Origin of the sequence: Streptomyces sp. NPDC048637 (assembly GCF_040650675.1) — a bacterium.
Taxonomy (GTDB): Bacteria; Actinomycetota; Actinomycetes; order Streptomycetales; family Streptomycetaceae; genus Streptomyces.
The window spans coordinates 21,202-39,979 of sequence record NZ_JBEZHQ010000039.1 but is presented as its reverse complement, the minus strand read 5'-3'; the positions used below and the strand labels follow the sequence as shown (position 1 = coordinate 39,979).

At 72.0% G+C, this 18,778-nt stretch carries 15 protein-coding genes, 3 tRNA genes and 1 pseudogene; 7 read left to right on the top strand and 12 right to left on the bottom strand.

All coding sequences use genetic code 11. The annotated features are described in order from the left end of the window. Positions 1–83: 83 nt before the first annotated feature. The 5 genes from AB0C46_RS33205 to purS form a co-directional block, all read right to left on the bottom strand. Positions 84–920: a M23 family metallopeptidase gene (locus tag AB0C46_RS33205; protein ID WP_362832450.1), complete on the bottom strand. Its 837-nt coding sequence runs from the start codon at positions 918–920 to the stop codon at positions 84–86. A gap of 35 nt (positions 921–955) precedes the next feature. Continuing rightward, positions 956–1,468 (bottom strand): winged helix-turn-helix domain-containing protein, encoded by a 513-nt coding sequence (locus tag AB0C46_RS33200; protein WP_362832415.1) that lies wholly within the window; start codon positions 1,466–1,468, stop codon positions 956–958. Positions 1,469–1,611: 143 nt separating this feature from the next. Then, positions 1,612–3,891 carry a phosphoribosylformylglycinamidine synthase subunit PurL gene (purL, locus tag AB0C46_RS33195; RefSeq protein WP_362832449.1) on the bottom strand — a complete coding sequence of 760 codons (2,280 nt, stop codon included), beginning with the start codon at positions 3,889–3,891 and terminating at the stop codon, positions 1,612–1,614. After that, positions 3,891–4,571: a phosphoribosylformylglycinamidine synthase subunit PurQ gene (purQ, locus tag AB0C46_RS33190; RefSeq protein WP_362832414.1), complete on the bottom strand. Its 681-nt coding sequence runs from the start codon at positions 4,569–4,571 to the stop codon at positions 3,891–3,893. The genes purL and purQ overlap by 1 nt, the downstream gene beginning before the upstream one ends. Next, positions 4,568–4,813, bottom strand: a complete 246-nt coding sequence (purS, locus tag AB0C46_RS33185) for a phosphoribosylformylglycinamidine synthase subunit PurS (protein WP_042151546.1) — start codon at positions 4,811–4,813, stop codon at positions 4,568–4,570. The genes purQ and purS overlap by 4 nt, the downstream gene beginning before the upstream one ends. Positions 4,814–5,113: 300 nt before the next feature. Here purS and AB0C46_RS33180 point away from each other — a divergent pair, with 300 nt between their 5' ends. The 5 genes and pseudogenes from AB0C46_RS33180 to AB0C46_RS33160 all read left to right on the top strand — a co-directional run bounded on the left by AB0C46_RS33180 (position 5,114) and on the right by AB0C46_RS33160 (position 6,640). Further along, complete coding sequence (locus tag AB0C46_RS33180; RefSeq protein ID WP_362832413.1) at positions 5,114–5,434, top strand: Lsr2 family protein; 321 nt, start codon at positions 5,114–5,116, stop codon at positions 5,432–5,434. Between the two features lie 119 nt (positions 5,435–5,553). Beyond that, a tRNA-Gly gene (locus AB0C46_RS33175) sits at positions 5,554–5,625 on the top strand. A 74-nt stretch (positions 5,626–5,699) separates the two neighbouring features. Then, positions 5,700–5,772 (top strand) — tRNA-Gly (locus tag AB0C46_RS33170). Between the two features lie 233 nt (positions 5,773–6,005). After that, a pseudogene (locus tag AB0C46_RS33165) lies at positions 6,006–6,502 on the top strand (LuxR C-terminal-related transcriptional regulator); the annotation flags it as partial. Positions 6,503–6,567: 65 nt separating this feature from the next. Beyond that, positions 6,568–6,640 (top strand) — tRNA-Gly (locus tag AB0C46_RS33160). Positions 6,641–6,684: 44 nt separating this feature from the next. Here the strand turns inward: AB0C46_RS33160 and AB0C46_RS33155 are convergent. Both AB0C46_RS33155 and AB0C46_RS33150 read right to left on the bottom strand, forming a co-directional pair. Further along, entirely contained in the window at positions 6,685–7,584 is a 900-nt protein-coding gene (locus AB0C46_RS33155) for a phosphoribosylaminoimidazolesuccinocarboxamide synthase (RefSeq protein WP_362832412.1), read from the bottom strand. Positions 7,585–7,682: 98 nt separating this feature from the next. Then, positions 7,683–9,173 carry an MFS transporter gene (locus AB0C46_RS33150; protein WP_362832411.1) on the bottom strand — a complete coding sequence of 497 codons (1,491 nt, stop codon included), beginning with the start codon at positions 9,171–9,173 and terminating at the stop codon, positions 7,683–7,685. A 101-nt stretch (positions 9,174–9,274) separates the two neighbouring features. Here AB0C46_RS33150 and AB0C46_RS33145 point away from each other — a divergent pair, with 101 nt between their 5' ends. Further along, positions 9,275–10,171: a LysR family transcriptional regulator gene (locus tag AB0C46_RS33145; protein ID WP_362832410.1), complete on the top strand. Its 897-nt coding sequence runs from the start codon at positions 9,275–9,277 to the stop codon at positions 10,169–10,171. Between the two features lie 16 nt (positions 10,172–10,187). Here the strand turns inward: AB0C46_RS33145 and AB0C46_RS33140 are convergent, their stop codons facing one another. From AB0C46_RS33140 to purD, 3 genes are all read right to left on the bottom strand, one after another. Continuing rightward, positions 10,188–11,669, bottom strand: a complete 1,482-nt coding sequence (locus tag AB0C46_RS33140; RefSeq protein WP_362832409.1) for a N,N-dimethylformamidase beta subunit family domain-containing protein — start codon at positions 11,667–11,669, stop codon at positions 10,188–10,190. A 235-nt stretch (positions 11,670–11,904) separates the two neighbouring features. After that, the gene (locus tag AB0C46_RS33135; protein WP_362832408.1) at positions 11,905–13,800 is read right to left on the bottom strand and encodes a hypothetical protein; all 1,896 of its coding nucleotides are present in this window, start codon (positions 13,798–13,800) and stop codon (positions 11,905–11,907) included. Between the two features lie 550 nt (positions 13,801–14,350). Then, the gene (gene purD / locus AB0C46_RS33130) at positions 14,351–15,625 is read right to left on the bottom strand and encodes a phosphoribosylamine--glycine ligase (RefSeq protein WP_362832406.1); all 1,275 of its coding nucleotides are present in this window, start codon (positions 15,623–15,625) and stop codon (positions 14,351–14,353) included. Between the two features lie 289 nt (positions 15,626–15,914). Here purD and AB0C46_RS33125 point away from each other — a divergent pair, with 289 nt between their 5' ends. Then, positions 15,915–16,685: an SLATT domain-containing protein gene (locus AB0C46_RS33125; protein WP_362832405.1), complete on the top strand. Its 771-nt coding sequence runs from the start codon at positions 15,915–15,917 to the stop codon at positions 16,683–16,685. A 624-nt stretch (positions 16,686–17,309) separates the two neighbouring features. On the opposite strand, the gene AB0C46_RS33120 is transcribed toward AB0C46_RS33125, so the two are convergent. Together AB0C46_RS33120 and AB0C46_RS33115 are read right to left on the bottom strand one after the other, a co-directional pair. Next, positions 17,310–17,960, bottom strand: a complete 651-nt coding sequence (locus AB0C46_RS33120; RefSeq protein WP_362832403.1) for a hypothetical protein — start codon at positions 17,958–17,960, stop codon at positions 17,310–17,312. A gap of 95 nt (positions 17,961–18,055) precedes the next feature. Next, positions 18,056–18,733, bottom strand: coding sequence for a GntR family transcriptional regulator (locus tag AB0C46_RS33115; protein WP_362832402.1), 678 nt, complete (start codon positions 18,731–18,733; stop codon positions 18,056–18,058). Positions 18,734–18,778: the final 45 nt, after the last annotated feature.

Sequence of the window (18,778 nt, the reverse complement as noted above, 5' to 3'; positions counted from 1 at the left end):
CGGGCCCGGGATTCCGGCGCCGGGGCCGCCCCCAAGGTCCCTGCCGGCCTCAGTCACTCCGCACGCCGGCGGACGCGGGCCCCTCAGCTCGCGGGCGTCTCCGCCGGTGCCTCGGCGTCGAAGAGCTCGCCGTTGGGCGGGACACCGATCCCCCGCCAGGTGAAGGGCACACCCCTGGCGGTCTTCAGGCCCACGCCGTCCATGAGCTGGAAGTGGACGTGCGGCTCCGAGCTGTTGCCGGAGTCGCCGCACTGGCCGAGCGGCTGCCCGGCCCGTACCCGGTCGCCGGGGCGGACGGTGAGCGAGCCGCGCCGGAGGTGGGCGTAGAGCGCGTACGTACCGTCGCCCAGGTCGAGGATCACGTGGTTGCCGACGACCCGGCGGGCGCCCCCCAGCACACGGGCCGGCCCCTCGACGGCGAGCAAATAGACCGCTGCGGGCCACGAGGTGCGGCTGAGGTGGTCGCGCTGACGGTCGTCGGCCCGTACGACGGTGGCATCGGCGACGGCGAGCAGGGGTGCGCCGAAAGCCGGGAAGGCCTCGTTGCGGCGGGCCAGGGGCCACCAGCCGAAACCGGGGCGGGAGTGGGGCTCGGGTTCCGCCACGATGTCGATGGCGTAGGCCTGGCCGTATGACCGGGTGCCGTGGCTGGGGACCTTGTTGGCGGGGCTGTTGAGGGCCTTCCAACGCCCGGTGACCGGCGCGGCGACCTCGACCGCCTCGGGGGTGGTGCCTGCCGGACCCTTCGCCTCCGCGGCGGCCTCCCAGCGGCTCACGCCCCATCGGAGCAGCAGCCAGAGGCCGAGCGGGACCCAGCCGCACCAGTACGGAATGTCGGCGAAGAAGCTCGCCACGACCACCGCGAAGAAGGCGAACCAGCAGAGGCGGGCGGCGTGTTCGGAGAGTTTCCGCAGGGATATGGACTTCATTCTGGTCCCCTGAAATCGGCCGGGTGTCAGGGCCCGGCGGCGGTCAGCATCACCAGCAGCGGTACGACGCGGTCGGCGGGTACCTCGTAACGGCCGCGGGCGGCCGTGTGCAGCCAGCCGGTGGCGGTCAGCTGCCGCAGATGGTGGTAGATCTGTCCGGTCGTGCCCGTGCCGTCGAGCTCGGTGAGTTCGGCGGCGGTGCAGCGGCCGCCGAGGATCTCGCGCAGCAGCCGCAGGCGTACGGGCTGGCCGAGCGCCGCGAACGACTCGGCGGCGGCGGCCCAGTCGCGGTCCAGCACGGTGTCGGTGACCAGGCCGTAGTGCCACTCGTAGCGCTTTCCGGCCGGCGTCCGTACGGCGCCGGCGAAAAGCACTCCGCCGTTGTCGGCGCCCAGCTCGGCGAGCTGGGACTTCAGGCCCTGCAGGGCCCACGACGCGTCATCCGGCTCGCGCTCGGACGGCGGCGCCGGCCGGTCGGCGGCCTGCTCGACTACCGCCAGGCGTCGCTCCAGCTCGGACACCCGCTGTTCGAGATCCATGATGAGAGATTACGTAACTACGTAATTCCTGGCAACCGTGCTGCCCGGTACGGAAAAGCGGCGACGGCCCGCCCCCTGGTGGCCTGGTGGGGACGGGCCGTCGCACCGTCATACGAGAGCGGAGTGCACCGCCCGGCCCGGCCTCAGGCGATCAGGCCCGGGATCGTCGCCTCGTGCGACTCCTTCAGCTCGCTCAGCGGGATGCTGAACTGCCCCTGGACGTCGATCTCCGCGCCGTCGATCACGCCGATCCGGGTGGCCGGCAGCCCCCGCGCACCGCACATATCGGTGAAGCGGAGCTCCTCGCTGCGCGGGACGGCGACGACCGCACGGCCCGCCGACTCGGAGAACAGCAGGACGAAGGGGTCCAGCCCGTCGGGAACGACGACGCGGGCACCCTTGCCGCCGCGCAGGCAGGATTCCACCAGGGCCTGGATCAGACCGCCGTCGGAGAGATCGTGCGCGGCGTCGATCATGCCGTCACGGGAGGCCGAGATCAGCACCTCCGCCAGCAGCCGCTCACGCTCCAGGTCCACCTTCGGCGGCAGACCACCGAGGTGATCGTGCACGACCTGCGACCACGCCGAACCGCCGAACTCCTCGCGGGTGTCGCCCAGGAGGTAGACCAGCTGGCCCTCTTCGGCGAAGGCGATCGGCGTACGGCGGTTCACATCGTCGATGACACCGAGCACCGCGACGACCGGGGTCGGGTGGATCGCCACCTCGCCGGTCTGGTTGTAGAGCGAGACATTGCCGCCGGTGACGGGCGTGCCGAGGGTCTGGCAGGCGTCGGCGAGACCACGGGTGGCCTCGGCGAACTGCCACATCACCGCCGGGTCCTCGGGCGAACCGAAGTTCAGGCAGTCGGAGACCGCCAGCGGCTTGGCCCCGGACGCGGCGACATTGCGGTACGCCTCGGCCAGCGCCAGCTGCGCACCGGCATACGGGTCGAGCTTGGCGTAACGCCCGTTGCCGTCCGTGGCGAGTGCGACACCGAGGTTGCTGTCCTCGTCGATCCGGACCATGCCGGCGTCCTCCGGCTGCGCGAGGACGGTGTTGCCCTGCACGAACCGGTCGTACTGGTCGGTGATCCACGCCTTGGAGGCCTGGTTGGGCGAGGCCACCAGCTTCAGGACCTGCGCCCGCAGCTCCTCCGCGTTCGCCGGGCGGGCCAGCTTGGCCGCGTCGTCGGCCTGGAGGGCGTCCTGCCAGTCGGGGCGCGCATACGGGCGCTCGTAGACCGGGCCCTCGTGGGCGACGGTGCGCGGCGGCACGTCCACGATCTGCTCGCCGTGCCAGAAGATCTCCAGCTGCGAGCCCTCCGTCACCTCACCGATGACGGTCGCGATGACATCCCACTTCTCGCAGATCTCCAGGAAGCGGTCGACCTTGCCGGGCTCGACGATCGCGCACATGCGCTCCTGGGACTCGCTCATGAGGATTTCCTCGGGCGAGAGGGAGGAGTCGCGCAGCGGCACGGTGTCCAGCTCGACGCGCATCCCGCCGGAACCGGCCGAGGCCAGCTCGCTGGTGGCGCAGGACAGCCCGGCGCCGCCGAGGTCCTGGATGCCGTCGACCAGGTCTTCCTTGAAGATCTCCAGGGTGCACTCGATGAGCAGCTTCTCCTGGAAGGGGTCACCGACCTGGACGGCGGGGCGCTTGGTGGGCTTGGAGTCGTCGAAGGTCTCCGAGGCCAGCACGGAGACGCCGCCGATACCGTCGCCGCCGGTGCGGGCGCCGTAGAGGATGACCTTGTTGCCGGCGCCGGACGCCTTGGCGAGGTGGATGTCCTCGTGCTTCATGACGCCGATACAGCCGGCGTTGACCAGCGGGTTGCCCTGGTAGCAGGCGTCGAAGACGACCTCACCGCCGATGTTGGGCAGGCCCAGGCAGTTGCCGTAGCCGCCGATCCCGGCCACCACGCCCGGCAGGACGCGCTTGGTGTCGGGGTGGTCGGCGGCACCGAACCGCAGCGGGTCGACGACGGCGACGGGGCGGGCACCCATGGCGAGGATGTCGCGGACGATCCCGCCGACGCCGGTGGCCGCGCCCTGGTAGGGCTCGATGTACGAGGGGTGGTTGTGGGACTCCACCTTGAAGGTGACGGCGTAACCCTGGCCGACATCGACGACACCGGCGTTCTCGCCGATGCCGACGAGCAGTGCGTCGTTCTCGGGGACCTTCTCGCCGAACTGCTTCAGATGGACCTTGCTGCTCTTGTAGGAGCAGTGCTCGGACCACATGACCGAATACATGGCGAGTTCGGCGCCGGTGGGACGGCGGCCGAGAATCTCCCGGATGCGCTGGTACTCGTCCTGCTTCAGGCCGAGTTCGGCCCACGGCTGGTCGGTGTCCGGCGTCTCGGCTGCGTGCTTGACGGTGTCGAGGCTGTGCTTAATGGTGCCCTCGCTTCGCTCGGCCATCATGCGTTGACCAGCTTCTTCAGGATCGAGGTGAAGAATCCGAGGCCGTCGGTACGCCCCGTACCGATCAGCGGCTCCACGGCGTGCTCGGGGTGCGGCATGAGGCCGACGACATTGCCCGCCTCATTCGTGATGCCGGCGATATCGCGGAGCGAGCCGTTGGGGTTGCCGTCCAGGTAGCGGAAGGCGACCCGGCCCTCGGCCTCGAGCATGTCGAGCGTGCGCTCGTCGGCGACGTACCGGCCGTCGATGTTCTTCAGCGGAACGCTGATCTCCTGGCCGGAGCTGTAGTCCACGGTCCAGGAAGTCTCCGCGTTCTCCACCCGCAGCTTCTGGTCGCGGCAGATGAAGTGCAGATGGTTGTTGCGCAGCATGGCGCCGGGCAGCAGGTGGCTCTCGGTGAGCACCTGGAAGCCATTGCAGATACCCAGGACGGGCATACCGGCCTTGGCCTGCTCGATAACGGTCTCCATCAGCGGCGAGAAACGGGAGATGGCCCCAGCCCGCAGATAGTCGCCGTAGGAGAAGCCGCCGGGCAGCACCACGGCGTCGACCTGCTTGAGGTCCGTGTCGCGGTGCCACAGCGGCACCGCTTCGGCGCCGGCCACCCGGACCGCGCGCTGGGTGTCGCGGTCGTCGAGCGTGCCGGGGAAGGTAACGACTCCGATCCGCGAGGTCATGAGTCGACCCGCACGGTGAAGTCTTCGATGACGGTGTTGGCGAGGAAGGTCTCGGCCATCTCATGGATGCGAGCGAGGGCGGCCTCGTCGACCGGACCCTCCACCTCAAGTTCGAAACGCTTGCCCTGACGGACGTCGGCGATCCCCTCGAAACCCAGGCGTGGCAGTGCGCGCTGCACCGCCTGCCCCTGCGGGTCGAGGATCTCCGGCTTGAGCATGACGTCGACTACGACGCGTGCCACTGGCACTCCCGGTGGTGTGGTGCGTAAGGCGGTGTCCTCACAGTACCGTGTTCGAAAATCTACGCGCATAGATATACAGTGCACCCGATCACGGTCCGGTATCGGCGGGAGTGCACCGCAGGAAAAATCCTCGAAAAGATCCGGGGTCCGGATTGCGGGAAGACACGCTGACAAAATTAACTGGGCTTCACAATGCAATGCCCATCGCTGTACAAATGAAAAAGCATTGATCCCAATCAGCCGGATCCGGAGCATCACCCCATGTCAGCAAGGGGTTGCTCCCCGAAAGGACCGATATCCGTGGCGCAGCGCGTAGTAGTAACGCTCTCCGATGACATCGACGGAGGAGAAGCCGCAGAGACGGTCACCTTCGGATTGGACGGGAAGTCGTACGAGATCGACCTCAATCCCGCCAATGCGAAGAAACTGCGCGGTGCCCTCGCTCCGTTCGTCGAGGCCGGCCGCAAGCGGGCCAAGTCCGGCAAGGCCTACCACCGGACCGCGGTGACCCCCGATCCCGCGGCCGTCCGGGCCTGGGCCCGCTCCAACCAGATGGACGTCCCCCCGCGCGGCCGGATCCCGAAGAAGGTCTACGAGGCCTTCAACGCCGCCAATCACTGACCGAGTTGCCGGCATCCCTCGGCCCGCGCGCAGTCGACTTGCACAGCACCCCTACTGATCAGCTAGAGTCTGGAGCACGCCGAGGGGCGAGGCCGAAAGGCCGGACCTCACGGAGTCACGCGGGTGTAGCTCAGTAGTAGAGCGCCCCCTTTCCAAGGGGGAGGCGCAGTGTGCAATCCCTGTCACCCGCTCTGACTGCTCGACCTTCCTAAAGGATCAGGTAGAGTAGCTGTCGCGCCGCTCGGTGAAAGCCGAGTGGATGCCTGCGGACGTAGCTCAGTTGGTAGAGCGCAACCTTGCCAAGGTTGAGGTCGCGAGTTCGAGCCTCGTCGTCCGCTCAGATAAAGAAGGCCCCGGTCATTGCGACCGGGGCCTTCTTTATGCCTGGATTAGGGCGGCATTGGCTTGAGGAGGGCTCCGATGCCGGCCTGGCCCGCGACCGGAACGGCCCCCGCAGCCGGTCAGTGAGAAGGGTTCGGCTTCCGGTAGATCGCGACGAACATCGGGGAGCGGGCGGAATGCGGCGCCTCGCGCCAGTCGGCAAAACGGTGGGACGGTTCGAGTCCCGCGTCCAGAGCGTAGGAGTCCACTGGCTCGGGCGCATGAGCTGGATATGACGGTGCTGGAGCTGCAGCTGCCGGGGGCGGGCGGTGTGGCGGTGTGGCGGTGGCCACATCGTTGCGGGGTGAGGTGCCGGGGTGCCGGGCGGTGATCGTGACGCGTCGTGGTCGGCCAGGGCATCTGAAGCGGGCGCTGGAGGCCGGGGTGCGGGGGCTTGTGCCGAAGACGGTGGCGGCCCAGCGGCCGGCCGAGATCATCCGTGCAGTGCATGCCGGAAACCGTTGCGTGGACCCGGAGTTGGCGGCGGACGCGATAAGTGCCGGGGAGTCACCGCTGACGGTCCGGGAGGCGGAGGTACGGGAATGCGCGGAGACGGGGGTGCCGGTCACGGAGATCGCGGCGCGGGCGGCACGGTCGCCGGGGACGGTGCGGAACTACCTCTCGCCGGCGACCGCGAAGCCCGGCGCGGAGAGCCGTCATGCGGCGGCGCGCATCGCCCACGGCAGGGTTGGCTATAGTGGACCCCGCACCGCGCGGCGGCGACTGTTTTCCAGGAGCTTTGCGCAGAGCATGCGGACGTAGCTCAGTTGGTAGAGCGCAACCTTGCCAAGGTTGAGGTCGCGAGTTCGAGCCTCGTCGTCCGCTCAAGGCAAAGGAAAGACCCCGGTCGGCGACCGTGGTCTTTTCCGTTATGCCCAGCTGAGACCCGTGAGGCGCTGGTAGGCCTCGATGTACTTGGCGCGGGTGCTCTCGACGATCTCGTGCGGGAGGGCGGGCGGCGGCTCCTCGCCCGTACGGTCCCAGTCCGCGGCGGGAGAGGTCAGCCAGTCACGGACGAACTGCTTGTCGAAGGACGGCTGGGCGCGGCCCGGCTGCCACAGGTCGGCCGGCCAGAAGCGCGAGGAGTCGGGCGTCAGGACCTCGTCGGCCAGGGTCAGCTGCTCGCCGTCGAAGCCGAACTCGAACTTGGTGTCCGCCAGGATGATGCCGCGCTCACGGGCGATGTCGCGGGCCCGGCCGTAGACGGCGAGGGTCGTCTGCCGCAGCTGGGCGGCGACCTCGGTGCCGACCTGGTGGACGACCTCCTCGTAGGAGACGTTCTCGTCGTGGTCGCCGACGGCGGCCTTGGTGGCCGGGGTGAAGATCGGCGCGGGGAGCTCGGAGCCGTCGAGGAGGCCTTCGGGGAGGGCCAGCCCGCAGACCGTACGGGTCTGCCGGTATTCGGCGAGGCCGGAGCCGGTGAGATAACCGCGGGCCACACACTCCACGGGGACCATGTCCAGCGACTTGCAGACCAGGGTGCGGCCCGCCCAGTCGGCGGGGGCGCCGGCCGGGACGTCGGTGGCGAGGACGTGGTGCGGAACCAGGTCGGAGAGCTGCTCGAACCACCACAGGGACAGCTGGGTGAGGATGCGGCCCTTGTCCGGGATCTCGGTGGGCAGCACCCAGTCGTAGACCGAGGTCCGGTCGCTGGCGACCATGACCAGGTCGCCGGCGGCGTTCTGGTAGAGGTCGCGCACCTTGCCGGTGTGGAGGTGGGTGAGCCCGGGGACCTCCACCGGCTCAGGCTTTTCTACAAAACCGGGCACGCTTCCTCCGCGTAGGTTGATCCAGGAGTCCTGTCGATTCTCCCTCACGCGCGCCGGAGGTGGCGGACGGGGGCCGGGTGCGCCCCCGGAGCCCGGTGTCAGACGGTGCGGCGGGTGCCCCGGCGGGCGATCAGCACAAGGGTGGCCGCGGCCGGGACGACCGCCGCGAGCAGCACCGTGGCCGGGGCGAACCAGTGGGTGAGCAGGGTGATCGCGTACGGGGTGCAGAAGCCCAGGTAGCACAGGGCCCAGAAGCGTGCGGTGAGGCGGGCCAGCCGGTCCGGGGGTGCCAGGGCGGCGACCTCGGTCAGGCCGTACGCGACGCACAGTCCGTATCCGGCACCGAGGACGGCGGCGGCGAGCAGTGCGGCGTCGGGCCGTACGCAGGCGACGGCGACGGCGGCGAGGAGCAGGCCGAGGATGACGGCGGCGAGCCCGGCGACGGCGGCGGCGATGCGGTGCCGGGCGGCGAGGCGGCGGGCGAGCGGGGTGACGAGCAGACCGGTGCCGGGGGTGACCGCGGTGACGATGCCGGCGTACACGGTCTGCCAGCCGGTGAGCCCGGCGTCGACGAGCCCGGGGAGGGTGGCGAGGGCGATGCTGGGGGCGACGAACACCCAGGGGGCGACCGGGGCGACCAGCCGGCGGAAGGCGGGGGCGGGAGCGGGGGCGGTTGTGGGGGCGGTTGTAGGGGTGGTTATGGGGGCTGCTGACGTGGCGGGGTCGTTCGTGGTGGCTGCCGACGTGGTCGGGTCGTTCGTGGTGGCTGCTGCCGCGGTCGGTTCGTTCGTGGTGGCTGCTGACGTCGCGGATTCGTCCGGCGTAGCTCCCGTTGTGTGCCCCGCCGTCGTGGTGGCCGCCAACTTCCCGCCGGTGACGGCCGTTTCCGGAGTGCGGGCCGCGAGGAGGGCGGCCGTCGCGGAGAGGGCGAGGTGCGGGAGGTAGGCCGTGATCAGGGGCGCCGGGGCCCACTGGGCGATCAGTGCCGCCGCCAGTCCGCCGGTGGCGAAGCCCGCGGAGAGGAAGAGCCCCGAGCGGCGGGCCGCGGTGCCTGCCGCGGAGACGGTGTCGTACGGCGGCGAGGACAGCTCCTTGATCCAGGCGCTGCCGGCGCTGAGCAGGGCACCGGCGCCGATGCCGGTCAGAAAGCGGCCGGGCCACAGCAGACCGGTGGCCGTCGCGCCCGCCATCAGCAGCACGGTCGCCAGCGCGGAGAGGGCGAGCGAGCTGAACACCACGGGGCGGCGGCCCCGGCGGTCGGCGACCGGGCCGCCCAGGAGCAGACCGGGGATCAGGCCGAGGACGTAGACGCCGAAGAGTGCGGTGGTGGTGGCCGCGGTCAGACCGGGGCCGGAGTGGTAGGCGCCGAGCAGGGCGGAGAACTGGTTGGCGCTCCAGCCCGACGCGGTCATGACCCATCCGGTGCGCAGCCAGTGGCGGGGCGGGCGCGGAGGGCGGCCGGTGGGGAGGCGTGCGCCGGGGGGTGCCACGGTCGTCATGGGTGCCGTGGTCGTCATGGGTGCCGTGGTCGTCATGGGTGCCGTGGTCGTCATGGGTGCGGTGGGGGTCATGGGTGCCGTGGGGGTCATGCAGGGCTTTGTACGGGCCGTGCGGGCCGTGGCGCCTCCCCCGTTCAGGAAGTGTGAACGGCCCAGGGCGCGGGCGCGGGCCCGGAATTATCGTGGGGCGTATGGATCTGCGGCGGCTCTCCTCCTTCCTTGCCGTGGTCGAGGAGGGGCACTTCGGGCGGGCGGCGACCCGGTTGTTCCTGTCGCCCGCGGCGGTGACCGGACATATTCAGCAGCTGGAGCGGGAGTTCGGCACCCCGCTGCTGGAGCGGAGCCCGGTGGCGCCGACCCCGGCCGGGCGGCGGCTCGCCTCCCACGCCCGTACGCTGCTCGCCGCCGCCAACGCCGCCCTGGACGATGTGGCGGAAGTGGCCCAGGGGGCGCCGCGGCGGCCACTGCGGGTCGGCGTCATGGGACACGGATCGGCCGAGGTGACCCCGGCCGCAGTCAGCGCCTTCCGCCGGGCGCGGCCCGATGTCCCCTTGTCTCTGGTGCAGTTGAACTTCACCGAGCACTGCAGCGCACTGCGTGAGGACCGGGTGGATGTGGCGTTCGTGCGTCCGGTGTTCCAGAGCGAGGGGATCACGGTCGATGTGCTGACCACCGAGCAGCGGATCGTGGTGGTGTCCGCGGCGTCCTCGCTCGCGGACGCCGCGCGGGAGGGGGTGCGGCGGGCGGACATCATCGACCTGCCGTATCTGCGGCTGCCGCCGCACACCCCGCGGCCCTTCACCGACTACCTGTACTTCGACGAGGGTGAACGGCGCAGTCCCGACTACGCGTTGACCCCGCACGACTGTCTGACGAGCGTGGCGGCGGGGCGGGGTGCGGGCTCGGCGCTGAAGTCGTTCGCGCGCTACTACCCATGGCCGGGCACCGTGTACATACCGGTGCTGGACGCGCCATGGGCGCACAGCGTGCTGGCGACCCGGGACAAGGACCCCGATCCGGAGGTGCGGATCTTCCGGGCGCTGACCGTGGCGCTGGCACGGGAGCTGGGGCCGGCCGCCGCGCGGTAGACGTACGGCGCCGGGCTCAGTCGCGTTTGCAGATGCGGTCGAGGAGGTTGGCGGTGGCGCGCTGGACGCGCTGGTCGACATGGCCGGGGCGGTCGAGGGCGGGCGACCAGGCGAAGGTGCCGGAGGCGAAGACCCAGGCGCCGCTGGGGGCGCGGTAGAGGGAGGTCTCCTGATGGCGGCGGGTGCCCTCGCTGTCGCGGTACGGGGAGTGGGAGAGCAGGATGCGTTCGGTGTGCCCGGGGAGGCTGGTGCGCGGGAAGTAGCGGTCGGCCTCCCCGGCGACCAGGCCGTGGAGCTCATCGCCTTCGTGGGCGCCGGTGGCCTCCCACAGCCAGTGGCCGCCGTTACGCACGACCATGGGGGCCGGTTCGGGGACCCGGCCGGCGTACTGGATGCCCATCAGCCGCTGTTCGGCGTCGCCGTTCTCCCGCCAGAGCGCGGGGCGTCCGGGGCCCTGGCGTTTGCGGCAGTGGAGCAGGGAGTCCGGGCCCGAGGGCGACGGGGAGAGATCGACCTGCCAGTACATGGTGTTGGCGGAGAGAAAGACCAGGGAGGTGCCGGTGTCCCGGGCGGCCTCGACCGTACGGCGCATGGGCACCGACCAGTATTCGTCGTGGCCGGGGAAGACCAGGCCGCGGTAGCGGGACGGGTCGACCCGGCCGGCGTGCAGATCGCGGGCGTCGGCGTAGGCGAGGTCGTAGCCGTAGCGCTCGGCCCAGCGGATGAAGTCGTAAGCATGGCCGACATGGAGGGGCAGGCCGGCGCCCGCGTAGGGGCGGTCGAAGGAGACGGTGGTGGCGGCGTCCCCTTCGCCGAGCAGGGCACCCTTCTCGTCCCAGGCGTGGTAGAGGCTGGCGCCGGTGCGGCCGTCCTCCGGGTAGAGGTTGTAGGCCTGCCAGGTGATGTCGGGCAGCAGCAGGAGGAGATCGGCGGGCTCGTTGTCGCGGACCGTGAAGGGGATGTGGGAGCGGTAGCGGCCGTCGGCGGTGGTGAGCACCGCGACATAGGCGCCGAGGTTCCAGAACGTGGGGACCTGGAGACGCCAGGACAGCCACCAGTGATGGCAGGAGACCGTGCGTTCGGCGGTCAGCGGGGGCGGCTGGACGATGCCGGCCAGCCGCGGACTGGTGGTGATCTTGGCGGCGCCGGTGCCGCCGTAGTGGCCGATGCGGTAGATGTCGATGCTGAACGGCTGGGGCGGATCGACCGAGACGCGGAAGTCGATGGCCTCGCCGGGGGCCACCGCGCCGGGGCCGGCGAAGCCCTTGATCTGGCGGTGCACGTCATCGGCGGTGCGCGGGCCGTTGTGCTTGTGCGGGGCGGGCTCGCTCAGATCGCCCTGGGCGACGGCGGGGTCGACGTACCAGGGGATGATGCGGCCGGAATCGAAGTAGTTCTCGCTGCCGCGCAGCCAGGGCAGCGGGCCCTGCCCGAACGGGTCCGTGACCGCGTGAGCGAGGGCGCCCGACTCCCAGCGCCTGATCTGATCGGTCGCCACCTTCCACTCCCCTCCCGCGTCCCCCATCGGCCGCGCCCCTCGGGCCGGTGCTGCGCCGGCGGGGCGAACCCGGCCGGCCGTCCCCCAGCACATCACATTACGCACCCACTCCGTCACCCTTCGTCGTGAATTTAGATGCAACCGCCCCCGAAATGCGAACTGGAAGGGAACATTCAGCCGGTCGAGCGGGCTGCCCGCGAGGGGCGGCGCCCTGCCGGCCGCCGCGGGCCCTGGGTCACACCAAGCGGACCGGCTTTTCCGGGCGGACGCCGATCGTCGTCAGCCAGCCGCGGAGCGGCCCCGCATCGCCGTCGTCGACCAGGCTGAGCACCGGGCGGCCGAGGTCGGCCCGGCGGGCACCGTCGACCAGCAGCGCCGGGCCGTCGAGCCAGTCCAGACCCGGGGCGGCACCGGCGGTGTCGACCGCGGCGCAGCAGACCATGGCGGTGACGTGGTCGGCGAGCAGCTCACGGCCCGTACGGGGCGGCTGCAGCGGGAACAGCGGGAGGCCGCCCTCAACCATGCCGTCGCCCCAGGCCACGCCGATGGCGGCGTCCTGCTGCGAGGTACCGCGGGCGGCCTGGCGGGCCGCCTCCTCGCGCTCCTCGCGCTCGACCTCCGCGCCCAGCCGGGCGGCGACGAGATCGCCCGCCCGCTCGTCATGGGTGAGCCGGTCGATGACGCGGGCCAGCGTGGGGCCGGGGGCCGGTGCGGGCTGCTGCTCGTCACGGCGGTCGACGGCGGGCGGGCCCATGCCGGGCTTGTCGGCGGGCGGGCCCATGCCGGGATCGTCGGCAGGCAAGCCCATGGCGGGATCGTCGGCGGGCGGGCGCTCGGCCGGGCGAGTGCCGGGCGTACGGGCCGCGGTGCGGGCGTACGAGAGGGGCGGGGCGGCGGCGGGGTCCTGGGCCGGGGCCGCCGGTACGGGCGGGGCAGCCGGGAGCGCGGTCGCCGGGAGGTTGTCGAGCACGCGGTGGAGGCGGGCGGCTTCCAGGCGCCATTTCCGGTCCACGACCTCTTCCGGGTACTGGTTCCAGCCGACCGGTGACCAGTCGGGCCCGGGCTCGGCCGGGCCGCCGTGGAAGAGGCGGGCAGCGAGCAGGGAGGCGGCGCGGTCGATGGCGCCCGGCTCCTCCAGGAGGTCGCAGGCGGGGCGCTCGCCGAGACGGGAGGCGAAGCCGTCGGCGAGGCGGTCACGGCGCGAGAGCTCGGTGAGCGCGGAGACCACGCCGGCGTCCAGCCGGGACGGCCAGCGGCCCATCCGCCAGGCGGGCAGCGCGACCCGGGTCAGCAGCCGGTCCCAGCCCGCGTACGCGAGGCCGACCTGCTCCTGGGCGACGATCCGCAGGCCGTAGTCGACGGTCTGGGCGCGCTCGGAGGCGGCGGCCGCGACGGCGCGCTCCATGATCGTGGCGTGTTCGCGGCCGGCGCGCAGCAGCAGCCGCGCCACCCGGCCGACGAAGCGGAGCGGGAGGCCCCGCACCGGGCCCCGGGCGCGGGCGGCGACCGCGACCGCGGCGTCCAGGCCGCGGATGAAGCGGCGGGCGGCAGCTATGTCCGGGTGGGCGGACGGGCCGGTGCCGGCGACGACGGGGGCCAGCAGGGCGCGCAGCTCGGCGACCCGCATCCACCACAGGAACGGTGAGCCGATGACCAGGACCGGCGCCTCGGGCGCCCGGCGCTCCCCGCCGGCCGGTGCTCCACCGCGGCGCGGCGGGCCGTGGGCGCGGTGCGTACGGTCCTCAAGCCAGCTGTCGCAGTCCGGGGTGAGCGCTATGGCGGAGGGCGCGGGGACCTCCAGGCGGTCGGCGAGATCACGTACCAGGCGGTAGAGATCGGGGGCCGACTTCTCGGAGATCGGGACGGACGGGCTGAGGGCGGGTCTGGCGCGCGCGACGACCACGGCGACCAGCGCGGCCAGCAGCAGGCTGAGCACCGCGAGGCCGCCGGCGATCCAGCGGGCGAGGTCCCAGCCGGTGCCCGCGCCGAGATGGCCGGTCACCCGGCCGGCGAGCAGCACCACGGCCACGGCCGCGGGCAGCAGTGCCACGGCCAGCGCCGTGCTGCGGATCCGCAGCACGGCAAGGGCGCGGGCACGCGCCGCCAGGACGCCTGTTTCCGGACTTGCCACGAGCCTGTACACCCCCTGCTGTCCTGATGGAGCCGGACGGAGAGAACACGGGACGGACGTACGAGAATTGCGCGTTGTGTGGAGCGAGCTCACTCCCCACCCACTGTGGCACCGGCCACTGACATCGCAATGCCGGTGAGCCACTTGCCGGACGCCACCGTGATCGCCGTGCCGGAATCCGGCACGGCCACCGCAGGACGCTTGCGCGGCACCCTAGTTGGGGGTTTTCGTCTCGTCAGCCGGTTACTTGGTGCGGTCACTCGATGGAATGGCTTTGGGCAAAGCCGGGAACCGGTGCCGGAAGGGGAGGGGCCGCGGGCGATTCGGCCCGGTATGCACCCACAGGCCTGGGGCATATGCCACGGTATGTGCCATGTGTCCCAGGGGAGATGTCACCGACCACGACGGGCGCGACGGGCATGCCTATGCACCGCGCGCGCCGTCGCGGCCAGGAGCTGTCCGATGGGCCGGCGTGGATCAGCCCGCGGCGCCAGGCGCCGCGGGCTCAGGCCGGCCCATCGGGCACGCCCTGGGGGTGCTGTCCGGGCACCTAGGCGCCCTGCGCCTCCGCGGCGTCGTCCGCGACCTTGGCGGCGATGTCCGTGCGGTGCTGGGAGCCGTCCAGGGAGATCCGGCCGACGGCCCGGTAGGCGCGCTGCCGGGCGGTGGTGAGGTCGGAGCCGGTGGCGGTGACGGACAGCACCCGGCCGCCCGCGCTGAGCACCGCGCCGGAGTCGTCGCGCTTGGTGCCGGCGTGCAGGACGTACGCCTTGGGGCCGTCCTCCGCCACGACGTCGGCGAGGCCGTCGATCGGGTCACCGGTGCGCGGGGTGTCCGGGTAGTTGTGGGAGGCGATGACGACGGTCACCGCCGCGCCGTCGCTCCAGCGCAGCGGCGGGAGGGCGGCGAGGGTGCCGGTGGCCGCGGCGTGCAGCAGGCCGGCGAGCGGGGTCTTGAGGCGGGCGAGGACGACCTGGGTCTCCGGGTCGCCGAAGCGCGCGTTGAACTCGATCACGCGCACCCCGCGGGAGGTGATCGCCAGGCCCGCGTAGAGCAGCCCGGAGAACGGGGTGCCGCGGCGGCGCAGCTCGTCGACGGTGGGCTGCAGGACGGTGGCCATGACCTCGTCGACCAGCTTGGGGTCGGCCCAGGGCAGCGGGCTGTACGCACCCATACCGCCGGTGTTGGGGCCCTGGTCGCCGTCGTAGGCCCGCTTGAAGTCCTGGGCGGGCTGCAGCGGGACGACGGTCTCGCCGTCGGTGACCGCGAAGAGAGAGACCTCGGGGCCGTCCAGGAACTCCTCGATGACCACGCGGTCGCAGGCCAGCGCGTGGGCGCGGGCGGCCGCGACATCCTCGGTGACCACCACGCCCTTGCCGGCCGCCAGCCCGTCGTCCTTGACGACGTACGGCGCGCCGAAGGCGTCCAGGGCCTCGTCGATCTCTTCCGGGGTGGTGCAGACATAGCTGCGGGCCGTGGGGACGGCCGCGGTGGCCATCACGTCCTTGGCGAAGGCCTTGGAGCCCTCCAGCTGGGCGGCCTGGGCCGAGGGGCCGAAGACCGGGATGCCGCGGTCGCGTACGGCGTCCGCGACGCCCGCCACCAGGGGGGCTTCGGGACCGACCACGACCAGATCGGCTTCCAGGCCGACGGCGAGTTCGGCGACGGCCGTGCCGTCGAGGGCGTTGACCCCGTGCAATTCGGCCACCTCGGCGATGCCGGCGTTGCCGGGAGCGCAGTGCAGCGCGGTGACGTCGGGGTCGAGGGACAGAGAGCGGCACAGGGCGTGTTCGCGGGCGCCGCCGCCGATGACGAGGACCTTCACGGTGGCAGCCTAGACGAGAGCCCCGGACTCCCGGACGTCGGCCGGGCCCGGGTGGCGAGCGGCGCCGGGGCGGCCGGAAACCGTGCGTCACCGCGTTGGCCACTCTTTCGGGTGAGATGCCCGGCGGCCTTATACCCGATCCCGCACCACTTCCGGGCGGAAAGAGCGTGATCGTGGGGCCGACGCCAGCCGTTCGGCGGTAGGAAGGGGGCTGCGCGCGCAACGGCCGTCCCGTATGTCACGCGTGCACCGCACGTATCTGTAGAGAGCGGAGAGAGGGAGTGCACGGGTGAGTCAGCCGGAGATGCAGCCCGAGGGACCCCCTCGGGAGAGCAGCCGCCCCACTCGGGAGAGCCGCGGCCGGGGCCCCGGCCGGAGGGACCTCGCGGGACGGGTCTTCCCGCTCGGCGACTGGGGGGAACCGGCCGACCGCCTGGACGCGCTCTATCTCTGGACCGAGGAGGGCGCGCTACGCGCCGCCGACTGGTACCTGCACGACCGGCTGGCCAAGCGTCGCGGCGCGCGGGCACTCCGGCTGGGCGCCGCGGCCGGGGTCACGGTGGGCGGGGCGCTGCCGCTGCTGGATCTCGCCGGGGTCTGGAAGGGCGGGGCGTCCTGGGGCTGTCTGTCGCTGCTGCTGGCGGCGGTGTGTGTGGGCGGCGACCGGTATTTCGGAGTGACCGCCGGCTGGATGCGGGACCTGGCGACCGCGCAGGCGATTCACCGGCGGCTGGAGGCGCTGCAGTTCGACTGGGCGACGGAGAGCGTACGGGAGGTGCTCGGGCCGGCCGAGGGCACGGCGGGCGAGGCGGCGGAGCGCTGTCTGAGGGTGCTGCGGCGGTTCAACGAGGACCTCGGGGAGCTGGTGCGGGCCGAAACGGCCGACTGGATGGCGGAGTTCCGCGCCGATGCGCTGCGCTTCGCCGCGGACGGGGGCGGGGGCGGCTCTGCCGCCATGGCTCCGCGGCAGGAGGGCTCGGGGGTGCCGGGGCGGTTTGCGGTGCCGCACCGGGCGCGGCCGAACATGCCTCGGCAGCGGCCGCCTGAGGCGCCGCGGTGAGTTTGCTTCCCACGTTTTCGGCTGGCCCGCCGTGGGGGCTTCTCGCCGTTGCGCGGGTTCGCTGCGCTTGGTCTGCTTCCCACGATTTCGGGTGGCCCGCCGTGGGGGCTTCTCGCCGTTTCGCCTGCGGCGGGCGATGTCCGCGGGGCGGGCTGTGGCTCGGTTGGGCTTGTGGGCTCGCCGCCGTTGCGCCTGCGGCGCGCCGGGCCGCTGCGCGGGCCTCAGCACGTTTCGGCTGTACCGCCGTTGCGCCTGCGGCGGGCCGGGCCGCTGCGTGGGCCTCGGCACGTTTCGGCTATGCCGCCGTTGCGCCTGCGGCGGGCGGGGCCGCTGCGCGGGGCTGTTGGGGTGCGGTGACGGGCCTCCGGGGGAGGGGTGTTGGACTGCTTCGCTTTACGTCCAACACCCCTCCCCCTCCGGCCCGTCCCCTCCCGTGGGTGGGTGGGGAAAAGGTGGTGGGTGGGAAAGGTGTGGTGGGCGAGGAAACGGTGGTGGGTGGGGAAAGGGTGCTGGGTTGGGGAAGGGGGCTGGGTTGGGGAAGGGGCGTGGGTGGGGTCGGTGAGGGGCGGCGGGGGCTGGGCGGAGAGTGCTGGGCGGCGGGTGCGCGGCAGAGAGTGCTGGGGGTCAGCTGAAGACGATCATGGAGCCTTGGGCCAGGCTTCTGGTGGCGGCGGCGTGGAGGCCTAGCCAGACATGGCGTTCCCGGGCGAAGGGGCTGTCGTCCAGGGGTGCGGCGCCCGCCCGCTCGTCCAGAGAGGTGGGGCCGGCCGGTGGGGCGGGGGCGGCGGGTGGATTGGCCGGATCGATGCCGAGGGATGGCGCAACCAGTTCGAGGTCGCGCAGCAGGCCGTGCGAGGAGCCCAGCGGGCCGCCGCCCTCCAGCAGCTCCTCGTTGGCGAGCGGGTGCGGGAAGTCGACCGGGACGTACGCGCCCGCGTGGTCGTAGTGCCACACCAGGTGGGACTGCTGCGCGGTGGCCTCGAACATCTCCAGCAACTGCTCGTAGTCGCCGCCCAGTTCGTCGACCGGAGTCACCTCCAGGCCGCACAGCCGCAGCAGGTAGGCGCGGCGCAGGAAGTGCAGGGCGTCGTAGTCGAAGCCGGCGACGGGGGCGACGTCACCGGACAGGCCGGGCATATAGCTGAAGACCGGGACCGGTGGCAGGCCCGCTTCCGTCAGGGCCTTGTCGTAGGCGGCGATCTCTTCGGAGAACGGGTTGTCGGGGCTGTGGCACAGCACATCGACGAGGGGTACCAGCCACAGGTCACATGCCACGAGTGTGGGCTCGCTTCCGGTCGGGGACAGGGACACCGGCGCACGTACAGCTACGGGTACGGCCCATTACGGCCGATGGTCGGGACAGCGTAGTGCTAGCCGCGCGTTCCGACGAGAGCGAGTGAGTGCTCGTTGTACTCGGCGATCAGCCGCTGGGCGGCGGCCAGGTCATGCTGGATCAGGGCATCGGCCAGCGCGCTGTGGCCCTGCCACAGCAGCCCCTTGAGATCCGGTTTGCGGCGCAGCAGTGGCACCGCGAACATCCAGGTCTGGACGCGGATCCGGTCGAGGAAGTCGCTGATGTAGGCGTTGTTCACGATGCTGCTCAGCTCGCGCCAGAACCGCAGGTCGTAGCCGATCAGGACGTCGAGGTCGCCGGCCCGCGCGGCCCGTTCGGCCTCGTCGGCGCGGCGCCGGATGGAGATCAGCACGCCCGCGGAGGTGGTGCGCAGCGCCTGGTCGGCGCCGCTGCGGAAGATGCCCTCGATGATCAGGGTGCGGGCCTCGACCATGGCGCGGAAGTCCTCGGCGGTGAAGGCGTGCACCTTGAAGCCGCGGTGCTGTTCGACGTCGAGCAGGCCCTGGGCGCACAGGTCGAGCAGCGCCTCGCGCACCGGTGTGGCGGAGACGCCGTACTGCTCGGCGATCTCCTTGACGGTGAAGGGGTGGCCGGACGGCAGCCGGCCGGCCAGGACCTCGTCGCGCAGGGCATCGGCGATCTGCTGGCGCAGGGTGCTGCGTCGTATGACTGAGCTGTCTCCGCCGGCGGCCATCGTGTGCGTCTCCTTAGACGTCCATGACCGCGCAAAGGGGAGCGG